At 40.0% G+C, this 13,128-nt stretch carries 14 protein-coding genes; 12 read left to right on the top strand and 2 right to left on the bottom strand.

Annotated elements, in window-relative coordinates; translation table 11 throughout:
- Positions 1 to 284 precede the first annotated feature (284 nt).
- From sbnA to J2X77_RS08870, 5 genes are all read left to right on the top strand, one after another.
- The gene (gene sbnA, locus J2X77_RS08890) at positions 285 to 1,265 is read left to right on the top strand and encodes a 2,3-diaminopropionate biosynthesis protein SbnA (protein WP_310080317.1); all 981 of its coding nucleotides are present in this window, start codon (positions 285 to 287) and stop codon (positions 1,263 to 1,265) included.
- Positions 1,262 to 3,007, top strand: coding sequence for an FAD/NAD(P)-binding protein (locus J2X77_RS08885; protein WP_310080314.1), 1,746 nt, complete (start codon positions 1,262 to 1,264; stop codon positions 3,005 to 3,007). The genes sbnA and J2X77_RS08885 overlap by 4 nt, the downstream gene beginning before the upstream one ends.
- Positions 3,008 to 3,016: 9 nt before the next feature.
- A complete protein-coding gene (locus tag J2X77_RS08880) occupies positions 3,017 to 4,393 on the top strand; it encodes an alanine racemase (RefSeq protein ID WP_310080312.1) in 1,377 nt (458 codons plus the stop codon).
- Positions 4,394 to 4,737: 344 nt separating this feature from the next.
- Entirely contained in the window at positions 4,738 to 5,004 is a 267-nt protein-coding gene (locus J2X77_RS08875; RefSeq protein WP_310080310.1) for a hypothetical protein, read from the top strand.
- A 1-nt stretch (position 5,005) separates the two neighbouring features.
- Positions 5,006 to 5,293 carry a hypothetical protein gene (locus J2X77_RS08870; RefSeq protein WP_310080307.1) on the top strand — a complete coding sequence of 96 codons (288 nt, stop codon included), beginning with the start codon at positions 5,006 to 5,008 and terminating at the stop codon, positions 5,291 to 5,293.
- Positions 5,294 to 5,309: 16 nt separating this feature from the next.
- Here J2X77_RS08870 and J2X77_RS08865 read toward each other — a convergent pair whose 3' ends face one another.
- Both J2X77_RS08865 and J2X77_RS08860 read right to left on the bottom strand, forming a co-directional pair.
- A complete protein-coding gene (locus J2X77_RS08865; protein WP_310080304.1) occupies positions 5,310 to 6,056 on the bottom strand; it encodes an alpha/beta hydrolase-fold protein in 747 nt (248 codons plus the stop codon).
- Positions 6,057 to 6,098: 42 nt separating this feature from the next.
- The gene (locus J2X77_RS08860) at positions 6,099 to 7,367 is read right to left on the bottom strand and encodes an ATP-binding protein (RefSeq protein ID WP_307187345.1); all 1,269 of its coding nucleotides are present in this window, start codon (positions 7,365 to 7,367) and stop codon (positions 6,099 to 6,101) included.
- Positions 7,368 to 7,640: 273 nt separating this feature from the next.
- Here J2X77_RS08860 and J2X77_RS08855 point away from each other — a divergent pair, with 273 nt between their 5' ends.
- The 7 genes from J2X77_RS08855 to J2X77_RS08825 all read left to right on the top strand — a co-directional run bounded on the left by J2X77_RS08855 (position 7,641) and on the right by J2X77_RS08825 (position 13,123).
- Positions 7,641 to 8,051: a hypothetical protein gene (locus J2X77_RS08855; RefSeq protein ID WP_310080300.1), complete on the top strand. Its 411-nt coding sequence runs from the start codon at positions 7,641 to 7,643 to the stop codon at positions 8,049 to 8,051.
- A gap of 52 nt (positions 8,052 to 8,103) precedes the next feature.
- Positions 8,104 to 8,487 (top strand): hypothetical protein, encoded by a 384-nt coding sequence (locus tag J2X77_RS08850; protein WP_307187343.1) that lies wholly within the window; start codon positions 8,104 to 8,106, stop codon positions 8,485 to 8,487.
- A gap of 14 nt (positions 8,488 to 8,501) precedes the next feature.
- A complete protein-coding gene (locus J2X77_RS08845; RefSeq protein WP_310080297.1) occupies positions 8,502 to 8,654 on the top strand; it encodes a hypothetical protein in 153 nt (50 codons plus the stop codon).
- Between the two features lie 83 nt (positions 8,655 to 8,737).
- A complete protein-coding gene (locus J2X77_RS08840) occupies positions 8,738 to 9,448 on the top strand; it encodes a hypothetical protein (protein ID WP_310080296.1) in 711 nt (236 codons plus the stop codon).
- Between the two features lie 195 nt (positions 9,449 to 9,643).
- Positions 9,644 to 10,333 (top strand): response regulator transcription factor, encoded by a 690-nt coding sequence (locus J2X77_RS08835; RefSeq protein WP_307187341.1) that lies wholly within the window; start codon positions 9,644 to 9,646, stop codon positions 10,331 to 10,333.
- Positions 10,330 to 11,709, top strand: a complete 1,380-nt coding sequence (locus J2X77_RS08830; protein WP_310080289.1) for a HAMP domain-containing sensor histidine kinase — start codon at positions 10,330 to 10,332, stop codon at positions 11,707 to 11,709. The genes J2X77_RS08835 and J2X77_RS08830 overlap by 4 nt, the downstream gene beginning before the upstream one ends.
- Before the next feature lie 88 nt (positions 11,710 to 11,797).
- On the top strand, positions 11,798 to 13,123 hold the full coding sequence (locus J2X77_RS08825) for a hypothetical protein (protein WP_209576428.1): 1,326 nt from the start codon (positions 11,798 to 11,800) through the stop codon (positions 13,121 to 13,123).
- Positions 13,124 to 13,128: the final 5 nt, after the last annotated feature.

The raw sequence follows: 13,128 nt of genomic DNA, 5'->3' as shown, positions 1-13,128 counted from the left end.
AAAGCAACCTTTAAATTTAAAGATTTTAATTTCAACAGATCTCTTACACTTTGATGATGATAGGCGCGCTAAAGTAATTTTTAAATTTGAACAATCATCAAGACTGACCTAGTGAATTTGGAGCGCGAGGGTAATACCCCATCTACGCGGTCAAATACCTGTCGGTCTCCGTATAAACCTCCCTTTGCACAATATACTTACCTGTATATTGATTTCATAGCGCATGCGGCATTTTTTTTGGAGCGTATTGTCACCATTAAGGGTAAAACTGAAGATATAAAACTATGGGCTTACAAATAAGTGAGGTAAAGGGAATAAGTACCCTGGCATTGGGAATAGGAAATACGCAATTAACATCGCTATCTTCGCTCAGTTCCAGTTTAGGTATGCAAATCTATGCGAAGATGGAAATGGGTAATCCTAGTGGTAGTGTAAAAGATAGGTCGGCTACAAACATTTTACTTGAAGCCATTCGAAAAGGTGATATTAATAACGAAACGACTATTATTGAATCTTCCTCTGGAAATATGGGTATTGCACTGGCGCGGCTCTGTAAGTTGCTTTGCCTCGATTCTTACATTGTTGTAGACCCGCATATTAACCAGCACGCAAGGAAACTTTTGAATGCTTTCGGTGCAAACATCGTCGAGGTAAATGAAAAAGATGAGAATCAGGGTTACCTCGGCAACCGTCTAAAAAAAGTGCAGGACCTTTTGGATAAAGTTCCCAATAGTTATTGGACGAATCAGTACGGTAATCCAAATGTGCATATTGCGCATGAAGGTATATTTCGTGAAGTAACCAGTCAACTCAATGCCGCCCCCGATTATATGCTGGTTGCCACCAGTACATGTGGTACAATCCGTGGCATTGCCGACGCGATTGAGAAAGCATCTGCTACCACCAAGTTGATTGCCGTTGACGCAGTGGGTAGCATTCTATTTGAAAATAAGCCGAACGCTAGAAATATTCCTGGAATGGGAGCAAGCCATCCCTCTGCGTTTTTGCAAAAACATCAGATTGATCATTATACATTAGTTTCAGATCTTGAAGCTGTAAAAGGTTGTGAATTGTTGCGCGAACGCGAAGGTATGCTCATCGGAGGTTCTTCTGGAGCGCTAGTAGCTGCACTCCATAAATTAAAAAAGCAGATCCCGACAAACTCTTCAGTAGTGCTACTTTTTCCGGATAGTGGCGAGCGCTATCTCGATACCATATACAATGAGGAATGGGTGCAGCAGACATTTAAAGAAGTATTGGTATGATTTGGAATACGCAACACATTAATCCACAACAAGACCTATATTCCTATTATCAAGAACGAGAGCAAAAAAAATTGCAGCAACACGGGGATAATACAATTGCCATTGTTGGGGGTGGGCCGAAGGGCTTGTATGGCCTCAATCATTTCGTTAACCGTGTGCGTATAGACCGAGCTACAAAATTCTATAAAGTGCTATGGTTCAACAACGATGAGCTATTTGGATGCGGCCCAAACTACAGCATACACCAACCTGATTACCTGTTAATTAATTACTGTATTGGCCATTTGAATGCTTTTCATGATAAGTATAGTCAGAAAGAAGATCAACAAAATTTTATGGAGTGGCTCAGTAAGGTGAAGTGTATAGATACAGATGTCCAGCCAACTGACTTTGCTTCGAGAGCTTTGGTGGGCTATTATTTGCAGTGGGTAGCTAAGGAGACGATGCGGCAGCTCCCCGCAAATGTCCAACTTCAGCTTATCGCAGAACCCGTTGTGGCAATAGCGGAACAGAATTCTAAGGCAAGGATTGAAACCAACACGGGGAGTTGGGACGTCGCAAGTATATTGCTCGCTACAGGACATTGTTACAATAACACGCCGCTAATCAATGAATCTGAGGTTCCAGCGGTAAGTTATATCAGAAGTCCGTATCCAGTGTCAAAATATGACGATATCGCTTCGGATTCCAAAGTAGGTATTACCGGCATGGGACTTACTTTCATCGACATTGCATTGGCCCTTACTGAAGGGAGGGGCGGCACCTTTGAGAATGGAGAATATTGTCCTTCAGGAAAGGAGCCATTGATCTATTCCTTTTCAAGAACTTCCCTACCTATACTTTGTCGTGGTCCACAGTATCAAAAAAAACGCCCTCTACATTTATTGAACGCTTCGAAGTTTAAATTATGGATGCAACAGCCAACGAAAATTGATTTTGAGAAAGATGTCCTCCCAATAATCGAGCAGGAAATCCAACTCCGTTATTATGCTGTCCAATTCAACGAGAACGACCTCGAACATCTACAAAGTTTAATCAATGCGATTCCTTTACAACACCGTTTTACATTGCACAAGCTTTTAAAACCCAACTTAACGAGTGAAGAAGAAATATTGCGTTATATTGAGGAGAATATTGAGGAGGCACAACGAGGTGAACAGAATAGCCCATTAATGGCGGCTGCTTCGGTCTGGTCTGAGATATGTCCATCTATTGCTGAATTATATTCTTCCGTAGGGTTTACCGGCAATTCGCAGCAGCAGTTGGATCAGTATTATTTCGGTGCTTTCAACCGCGTAAGCTATGGTCCACCAATTGCCAATATGGAAAAAATATTAGCCTTGGCAAGAGCGGGTATCATCCGTTTCGTGCCGTTAAAAAAGCCGACCATTCGATGGCAAGAAGTGGGGAGTGTTTTCGTCGTTTGTGACGAAAATGGGAAAGCTACATCTTTTAATACCTTAATCGATGCACGCATAGGCAGACCCTCCTTACATCAGCATAATGCTGCTTTATATGATACACTTTTGAGCCAAGGGCTAATTTGTCCCCATCAAAATGAAGCTTATTTCCCTGGTACTTTGTCCATGGACAAGCGCGGCAAGTGCAATACCTTAGCCAGGGTACCCATTTACTGCTATGGCGCGAATACCGAAGGCGTATTCTTCGACAACGACAGCTTGTCACGAACAAAAAACGATACCTCCTGTTATTGGGTAGACGATACAATCCGAACACTATAGAAATACAGCATGAACACAACATTTTTTCCCTTAACACCCATTCTGCATCCTTGGGTAAATCATCTTACCAAAGAGCCGAAAGAACTTTTTGAACGAATTGAACAATACGGATCACCAGTCAATATACATCACTTTAAGCCTCTAAATGAAAATATACATGCTTACCAGACTGTACTAAATAAGTATAATGTCATTCACAAGATATTCTTCGCCCGTAAAGCAAATAAATGCCTGCAACTTGCTCAAGCCGTGGCGGATGCCGGCCAAGGTGTGGATACCGCAAGCTTTAGGGAACTGCAGCAATGCCTTGACGCAGGAATAGCCAGTGAGCAACTCGTGCTGACTGCTGCAGTCAAAAATCGACAGCTCTTTGAATTGGCATTAAAGCATAATGTCACCGTTGTACTGGATAACGAAGATGAGTTGGAATTAGCACAGGATGTTGCCGCAATGTTTGGAAAAACCTTGCTAATTAACATACGTGTAGGAGGATTTCATGTCAATGGCCAACGATTACCAACACGTTTTGGCTTTGCTATCGATAGCGTTGCAGAACGCATTGAAGGTTTGGCAGAAATCTATCCTCACCTCAAATACAACGGACTGCATTTTCATCTTAATGGCTATTCAATTGACGAACGTATCGCTGCCATTGAACAGTCAGTACAGGTGATTGATGCATTGTATGACTTAGGAATACACACGCGATCGCTCGATATTGGCGGAGGTATCCTGATGAATTATCTTAAATCGCACCAAGAATGGTTATCCTTTCATACAGCATTACGTGAAGCCGTACTCGGCAATCGACCTGAACTTACTTACCAGAATGATGCCTTAGGTATGGTCAAGATCGAGGATAAGCTTTATGGCGAACCTACTGTATATCCATATTTCAATGATATCCATAAGGAAAAATTATTAGAGCATATTCTTACAGCCCATTCCAACATCTATGGGCTCCCAATACACCGACTCTTTACAGATCGGAGGCTGGAATTACGCATGGAACCTGGCCGTTCATTGTTGGATCAAGTAGGTTGTACGTTGGCAAAGGTGGCCTTTCGCAAGAAAGATAGCGAGGGTCGTCTGCTTGTGGGGTTGGAAATGAACCGTACACAGTTGCGTAGTTCGAGTGCCGACTTTTTATTGGATCCTCTGCATCTACCCAAACAGCAAGTCGATGATTCAGATGAGCCCTGTTATGCATATCTTGTCGGGAGTTATTGTCTCGAACAAGAGTTGATTCTCAAACGACAAATTAAGCTGCAGAAATATCCGGAAATTGGAGATCTTATCCTTTTTCCCAACACAGCGGGGTACATGATGCACTTTTACGAATCGGAAGCACACCTCTTCGAACTTGCAAAGAATGTATTCATCTAGTCAACATTTAAAGATTTCTATCAAGTAACTAGATGTAGCCCCCGAGTTCCCTGGTAGTGTGGCTAAAGCCGCTTTACTGACATTAGCAATATTTTCTTATGGTAATTGAATTTTTAAAACAAATCACAAATGCTAGTTGTCGATTATTAAACGGTGGATTAGGCAGATAAAACTTTAGGTAAGTTTAAATGAGTGTATTGGAATCGGATATGCAGTATAACTTGTATACAAATCTTTTTGGACATGCGGGGCTACTAAAGCAAGTTTATGAACATTAAAGCAAAACAGGGAAAGAGTTTTTTACAGATGGCTTACTACGGCGAAGTCGAATCATTATTGGCATTATGCTGTCGGTAACGCTTATACTTCCGGTTGTTTTTTTCGTCGGAACAATGATGGAAACGATGTCTTATGGAAAAGCAATTTTGGGTGACGATCGTTATAATGCAAGGATAAGCGACAGCTATATCTATACATTGGTTCTTTTTGGCTTTGCCTTAATGATTGTTACTCCAGTCATTTTTTTTGTAAAAAAAATGATTAATAATTATCCGCAGTCAATTAATTCGCTGTCAGAAACAAGATATGGAAAATCTGTTAAAGGTCAATAATATGGCTCCGTTTTATGAGAAATTTATGCCATCTTATATAATAAAAGAGGGTACTGTGTGCTTTTTTTATCTATTTCAGCATACTACTATTTTTTTTAAAGATATAGTCGCTATTAACGTAAAACATTCTTATTACAAGGGATATACTGCTTCAGTATATATCCAAACGATAGCAAAGACTTATCGTTTTCGCCTAATCGGTAACGTTTTTATAGTGAAAAATCTAACCGATGAAGCCGTTAAAAGCAATCCCGAGATAATTTTAAATAAAGATTGGAATATAGCATAATAGCGTGGATGTAAAGTTATTCGTTATTTATCGCCTTGCGGTGCATCAACAACCATTCATAAATCCAGGGCTCAGTTTCATAGAGGTACTGGATGCTGTGACCTTTTCCTGTAAGACGGTGGAAAATAATTTCACCATTGCACTCCTCTAGAGATTTGACTATCCTTTCTGTTTCATATATGGAGATTTGGTCATCCGCCGTTCCGTGATAGGTCAGGATGGGGATGTCTCTGAGCGTGCAAATGCGAGTAGTATCGCTATCATTTACTCCTCCACACAATGGGACAATTGCCGCAATTTTTTCGGGATGATCCAGTGCTGCAGCGTAGGTTCCATATCCACCCATACTTATTCCAGTCACATAAACGCGACGCTTGTCGATGCGGTAGTTTGAGGTTATTTCATTGTAAAGCGAGTCGAACCAATTTTCCGTAGACCAATATCTACCCTCCGGACATTGTGGTGCAACCATTACAAAATCAAATTCCTTTCCTTGATCTACTAAATACGGTAAGCCATAGATCTTCAATTTTTCAAGATCATTGCCCTTTTGAGATCCTCCGTGAAGATAGATAACCAATGGATGTGTGGACGTATCTGTATGGTAATTTTTAGGGAGATAGGTTAGGTATTTATAATTGACTTTTAGCTTTTCTTGGGCAATAGACTGTGATGTAAAGAGACCGACAACGATTATTGCGATCAGTTGAGGATAAAGATAGAACATCTTACTATAAATTTTGATGGGTTCTTGACAAGTCATACTGGAAGAAGATGAGAAGTTTACTGCAATCTATTCATGTTGTTACCGTAATATCATTCCTATCCTTTCCCGTTCTTTATCCGATAGGGGGATTGCCTGCTCAATGATGGGTAATATCTCTGCTTTACGATCTGTTTGTAGCAAGAGATCCAAGAAGCCTAAGTATGTCCTAATTAAATCAGCTTTGATACCGACAAAAGCACGTGGATTAGCAATGTAGAGCTCCTGCACCAGCTGGAGTAACTTGGCCTTACGATCGCTATCAGAATCAGCATGCCCGTAGTGGGGTAAAAGATTCTTCTGTGTGAGTTCTTCTAATTTGATATCCACCGCTTTTTCGCGGACATATTTCTTCTGTTTCCTTTCCAGCATATCACGTAATTCGGCTAAGAGCTTGCGATATACTACTTGTTGTTCTTTCTCGCTGAATAAGTTTCCTTCAGTAGATAGCGTCATATCTGACATTTCAAAACTGTCAAAAAAAGCAGACTCTACATAAACCGAATGGTGAAATTCAATAGCATTATTATTAAAACTACTCAGCAGTTTGGTTACCTCCACTTTATGACTGTTCAGGAAATAATAATAGTAACGGTCCCCAATAGAATATTTCCATCGGATATAATTAATCTTAAATACGAACGAATTCTCTTGGGGACTATATATCGTGACTGAGGTTTCATCAGTCTCCTGAATCAGCTGCTGATAGGCGATCGGATTACCATTTATGGTGATATTGTAGCCCATCTCCTTATTTAGATACAAGAACCAGCCAAATTCCTGTGCCAGAAAATCCTTAAAATCTTCCGACTCGAATGTCATAGCATTTAGGCCAAATATTCCATCGAGTAAAACAGTAGTTCCTGTATGCTCCGACTGGGATGGGAGCGATTCAGAGCTATCGTATGTTTCTTTAGTATCTCTGTTTATGGTTAATGTGTACGCTATCAGACCCTGACGCTGCGCCACCACAGTATGCCAAGTGGCACGGGTGGCAAAAAGGGAAAATGAGAATCGCCCTTTTCCCTTTTTGCCCCGTGTATAGGAAGTACGTTTGGGTTGCGCTTTCTTGAGTGAATCCAGAAAGTTGCCAAATGAATAGTCCAATGTATCCGGTGCTATCCCTTCTCCATTATCACTGATGCTAATGTGTTCGATGTAGCCAAGTTCATTACTCCTAATAGCAATGGATACTGCTGTAGCCTTAGCATCAAATCCATTCCATATATATTCAGCAATGGCTTGCTTAGCATCCTTTGGTAAACCCGCGGACTCTATGCTTGCATTTGTGATCTTTGTACTATTCTTCATGGTAATTAACCTTTATGTCAAATCTATTAAAATTATCATTTATTTTACCTTTATACTAAAATACTTACTAAAGTGAATTTAACAAAAGTCTACTTTTTTAAAGGTGAATTACTGAATAGCATAACATCATAGCAGACCCTTACTATCTAATGCTACAACTCTAAAAGTATAGACTCTTTCTGGCATAATTTTAGTCACATAGTTGTATGTTATTATAGATTTTCACCAAATTACCGATTTTAAGATTATTTTATGAACATGATGCATAAATACATGATAGTCGCATTTTTATATCTAACGATGGTGGCATGTAAAAAAAAAGATTGTTTCACACCTCCCGAGCTCGTCGTTTTTGAGTTTGTCAATCTTGAAGGAAAGAACTTAATTACAACTGGCCAACTGCATAAAGATAACTTCGAATTTCGCCAAGAACTAGGAAATCGTGAAAACAAACTCGTTGAGTATGAGATACGAAACGACGATCGCGTTATACTTCCTAAAGTGGGGTGGACTGAGGGATTTATACAATATAAATTTCTGTCGACCATAAAATCTTTTCCATTCACAATTAATACGACAAGAAATCAGAATTGTGGTGGGACAACAATTGAGCAACTAAAGCTCGATGACGTCAGCTATCAGCAGAAAGACGGTTATGTCCAAGTAATCCTCGAACGTGAATAATGCCGTTCAGCCTTCGCCAGCTAACCAATACACTAAATGTTAAAATGGAAATTTGGATCAATTATTTTTCCGTAACGTGAGCGTTGTTGATCAGGCTACGAAGAAAAGCGTCGTACTCAAAGATGGGATTTATGTTTTTAAATATGACAATCAAAACGCAGATATTTCGATAAAGTATAGCTTTATTCACGGAACGGTTACTGTAGTGAAGGGAGATGAAAGAACCAAGCATACAATTGAAAAATCAATAGCAAAAAAGTTTACAGTATATGCGGGTGACGTTTTACTTATCGAAGGTGAACGTGATATTGTTAAAGCATATTATAGAGAAGATTATCCTGGTACTGAACAAAAGCTTGAAAGGAGGGGGGCTTTGAATAAAAATAAGCATTGTGGTTTAGCGTCTCAAAAGTATACTATGAAGATGGTCAGATAGCTCATATCGCTAACATGGTGACAGGCACCTTTACTGAATTTTATGCCAATGGAAATGAGAAAAAGAAACAAAGTCCCGCGATCTATGAAACCTTTAATGAGGACGGAACATATGATAACAGTCAATATACTAAAAATAATATTCGTTACGATGACTATTTTTATTAGTGGAAATTATACAGTCGTTCTTACAAAAACAAAGATTCGCTTGAAATAAAGGAATATTATCAGTAATAAATAACTTATACCAAATGAATCACAAATATCTTTTAGTACTACTTTTTCTCACAGTATGCCAATTAGCCTCGGCTCAATTTGCAAAAATCATTGACAAAGAAGGCTATGTAAATGTGAGGAAACAAGCTACAGTTAATAGTGCGATTGTTTCAAAAATTGCTGCTGATGAAATTGTTTATGCATTTACTGATGAAACGTTTGGCGATTGGGTAATTGTTGATTATACCGACAACCATAACAAGAGCATCACTGGATATGTACACAATTCGAGAATTAAATATATCGAATCCTATAAGCAGATCCCTACTGTATTTTCTGATGAAGGCACAGCAAAATTTATGACAAAAGATATAATCGTGCAAATAAATTCAGATCGTTTCGATTATGAAAAAAATAAAGGTGATTTTTCATCGACTCAATATGATGGCTATGCCGTTGTAGATAAATTTAGAGGGCAGCAGGTCTGGGGAACAGATGGCGAAATCCCTACAAGCCATTACACCTCTATTCAAGCTACTATAAAGGGAAGATTTATCCAGATCCCAGCGAAGGAAATTGAAAACCTATTTAATGTAAACAACGAGTTTGCAACATGCTACTATGATGACTCAAATGATATTTTATACATCAGTACTGTAAACGGCGATGGGGCTGGTGGGTATGCAGTTTTATTTGAGATTAAAAAAGGTCAATATAATTCGCGAGTGGTAACCATGCCATTTTAGCAATAGCGATAAATTTACCGAGTTTTACTGACCGTTGTCTAAAGCTCATGGCGGGTGCGCGATATGAAGAGGGGATTGCATTTTTGATTATACTGCTGTTATCTTTAATGAGTTGAAACCGAATTGTCCTGTCATTTTAAAAAATCACTAACTTTGTCCAGCAATAATTGATTAGATACATACAAGAGCGCTAGAATGGTGAAGATTATGGTCGTGGAAGACAATGTACGTGTTGCTTCAAGTGTGAAGAAAGGATTGGCAAGTCAGGGCTACCTGGTCAATGTTTTTGGTGATGCGGAATCAGCGATCAAAGAAGCCAAATCTGTTGACTATGATTTACTTATCATAGACATCATGTTACCAAGAATGAATGGCATAGAGCTCAGTAAACAGATGCGTGCGGCTTACCCCAGAATTCCGATCATCATGCTCACGGCATTGGGCAGTATCGATGAAAAAATATCTGGTTTTGACGCGGGAGCCGATGATTATATGGTGAAACCTTTTGAAATACGTGAACTTTTTGCACGTATCGCTGTCTTGCTCAAGCGGCACAGGGAAATCAGTGAAGAAGAGATTCAAGGTATGCTGACCTATGATCGTATCAGTATTGATCTCCGGAGTAAGCAGGTTCATAGTCAGGGACAACTTATCAAGTTGACTCCCAAAGAGTTTGATCTCCTCCACTTCTTTTTGAAGCATAAGGAAACCATGCTCAGTAAGGATGAGATAGCACGTAATGTCTGGAGCAAAAACTTTGATACTGGAACGAATTATATTGACGTATATATCAATTATTTACGTAAAAAAATAGACCGCGATTTTTCACCAAAATTGATTCATACGAAATCCGGACATGGATTTGTTTTATCCAATAAAGAATGAAGATTGTCAATAGAACCTCCTTGGTATTTACGTTCTCGTCGGCTATCATCTTGTTTCTATTCGCGTATGCGGTTTATTTCTTTTCTGAACTAAATAGAAAGGAAGAATTTGTGGACCGGCTGCGCTATAAGATCATATGGCGCGCAGAAATTATTTTTGATGCTAAAGTACAGGAAAATCAGATCAGAAAAATTCACGAACAAAACAAAAAACTAATCAACGAAGCGCAGATTACTGTTTTCGACCAGCAGAATAGGGTGGTTTTTTCGGATATAGGCGAACCGACATATCCAGATGTTAGATTAGAGTCGATCAAAAGGTCTAGTTTTTTAACTTGGGAAAAAGGTAAAGAATTGTATATGGGCTTGAACTATCAGTTTGAGGGCAAGCCTTTTTTCTTGATCGGACATGCGTACGATCTAACGGGCTTTGCACATATGGAACGGCTAAAAAATATTTTGATAACGATCTATGTTGTTGCCCTGTTTTTTATTTTTTTCTCTTCATTTCTATTTGCACGTTATATTCTTAAGCCAATCAATTACATTATACATCAGATCAAGGATGTGTCCGAACACAACTTGAGCACGCGTGTCAGCTATAGTAATGCGAAAGACGAACTCTCAGAACTTATCGAAACATTCAACAATACGTTCAATCGGTTGGAAAAATCTTTCAACAACCAGCGCCATTTTGTATCCATTATTTCACACGAGTTTAGAACACCTTTGGCAGCTATGATCGCCGAACTGGAGTTGGCGCAGCAGCTGAATACCAATGTGGATGAGTATTGTGCCTCTATTGATAGGGCATTGCTCGATGCGAAAGAGGCTACGGTACTTTCGACAGCCTTGCTGGATTTTGCCCGGGCAAACTACGATAGTTCGCAGGTAAATTTTGAAGAAATCAGACTGGACGAAATACTGCTTGAAGCGAAATTAGTCGTCTTAGAGAAAAATAAAGAATATCGGGTGAGTATCTCTTTTGATGCAGATGCAGCAATCGACGAAGAAGAAATTTGGGTTTCTGCAAATGCCTACCTCTTGAAAGTGGCCTTTGCTAATCTGATCGAGAATGCCTGTAAATATAGTGCCGATCGGCATGCCCAGGTATTGCTCTCCAGAAATAAAACCGTAGCGAAGGTGCAGGTAATAGATCATGGTATCGGAATAGACAGCAAGGATATCCCGCATATCTTTGATTTGTTTTACCGTGTGGCGGGTACGCCTTCAAAAGAGGGACATGGCATCGGTCTCTCAATTGTTCAGCGGATTATTGAGATGCATCAGGGTACCGTATCGGTTAGTTCAACTCTCCATGTAGGAACTGTGTTTTCAGTTGAACTTAAACTTGCCTATGCAAAGGGGCTTGAATAACCTAAAAATTCTAATGGTTTTCTAATAATATCACCGCCATATTCAGCCTAATTTTGACTTATCAAAAAAAACAAAATTAGGTTGAATCATGAATAGAAAACAGCTTACCTTGGCATTGTTCCTCAGTTTGGGACTAGGTAGCGCACAGCTCGCCGAGGCGCAAACCAATGATTTTGGAAATCCAAAACTTACTCATTTCTTAAATAAGGAGCATACACGTTATATCAGCTTCAGCGGGTACGCTGAGCTGTGGGCGAGATATAGCCAGCTCAATCCGGGGAGTTTGGTAAACAACGAATCCGTTTCGAATGTATCTGATCTTTCTCTGCGGCGTGTTAGGGCGAAGATGACTTACAAGCCTACCGAAAATTTACTGTTTGTATTACAGATGGGGCCTACTAATGTAAACGTCAACAGCAAGACGAATACGTATATGGATCTCTTGGATGCCTATGCGGAATATAGTTTCAGTCCCAAACTTGCGATCGGTGGCGGCCGTTCGACCTGGCGTGGTCTTTCCCGATTTACAACAGGACCACTCAATACACTGCTTTACGATTTGCCTTTGTATGCGACATCCAATACTGGGGCGACTGATATGGTGGTGCGTGAAATGAGCATCTATGCAAAAGGGCAGTTTGGAAAATTTGACTATCGGGTGGTACTTGCCGATCCATATTCCGCCGCCAGTGCTGATCCAAAATTAAATAAGGCCACCTTTAGCAAAAATGAAGCGCGCAAAGATGTGTCAGGCTACTTCCGCTACGCATTTCACGATAAAGAGAGTAACGAAACGCCATTTAATTCGGGTACATATCTCGGTAAAAAAGATGTGCTCAGCATAGGGGCTGGATTTGAGTATATGCACAATGCCCTTTGGCATCTGGATGAACAGCAGATGACCAAAAATGACGATATGCGCAATTTTGCAGCGGATATCATCTATGATGCGCCCATCGACAAAGAGAAAGGAACTTCGATTAGTGCCTATGGTATGGCCATGCACAGCGATTATGGTCCTAACTATCTCCGCTTTGCAGGGACAAACAACCCCGCGACAGGTATCGATGCGGCCAATGCAAGCCTGAATGGTGCGGGAAATAGCTTGCCAAATGCTGGCACGGGAAATACATTTTACGCACAGGTCGGCGGTACACTTCCTTATTTCAATCCATCCAAACATAATTTGCAGCTGCAGCCAGCAGTTTCTGTACAAGTAGGGGACTACAACTCGTTGAAAGACAAAAGTCTAATTTATGATGCAGGTATTTCGCTACTGATGCACGGTAATAGTAGCCGGCTGACTTTTGATGCGCAAAATCGTCCGATCTATAATTTAAATGCTGCGGATCAAGCTGTGGTAACTGATCACAAGTGGGCATTTGTGCTTAAATATAGAATTGATTTTAATTAAATAGC

Origin of the sequence: Sphingobacterium sp. 2149 (assembly GCF_031455655.1) — a bacterium.
Lineage (GTDB): Bacteria > Bacteroidota > Bacteroidia > Sphingobacteriales > Sphingobacteriaceae > Sphingobacterium.
Note: the sequence above shows the minus strand (reverse complement) of the source record. Positions and strands in the feature narration are given on the sequence as shown.